Below are 390 nucleotides of genomic sequence, written 5' to 3'. Positions count from 1 at the left end.
AGTCATATCCGCATGGTAGCAGCGATTGTGGATGATAAAATGCGCGAACTCAATGCCAAGAATCCTTCGCTTGACACGAGTAGACTAGCGGTATTGACGGCGGTAAACGTCATACACGATTACATAAAATTAAAAGAAGAACTTGAGAAATTGAAAGAAAGTATGACAAAAAAAGGAATGGAATAACATGATTGATATTATTATCATTTTACTGCTTGTTATGGGATTTTTCCTCGGCTTACGCAGAGGGTTTATTCTGCAACTTGTAAAGTTAACAAGCTTTATTATCGCATACCTTGTTGCATACTGGTACTGTAAAGATTTAGCGCCAGCACTTGCGAAATTTATTCCGTATCCATTTGATAAAAACGTATCTGTTCCAGAATGGAT

Annotated in this window: 2 protein-coding genes; both read left to right on the top strand. The window is 37.2% G+C overall.

What is annotated here, in order from left to right; genetic code table 11:
* On the top strand, window positions 1–186 hold a 186-nt coding region (gene zapA / locus CRU95_RS16325; protein WP_129102133.1), incomplete at its 5' end, for a cell division protein ZapA.
* 1 nt (window position 187) lies between these two features.
* A partial coding sequence (locus CRU95_RS16320; protein WP_258238766.1) for a CvpA family protein occupies window positions 188–390 on the top strand: 203 nt, incomplete at its 3' end.

The organism is Arcobacter sp. F2176, assembly GCF_004116465.1.
GTDB classification, from domain to species: Bacteria; Campylobacterota; Campylobacteria; order Campylobacterales; family Arcobacteraceae; genus Arcobacter; species Arcobacter siniprincipis.
Note: the sequence above shows the minus strand (reverse complement) of the source record. Positions and strands in the feature narration are given on the sequence as shown.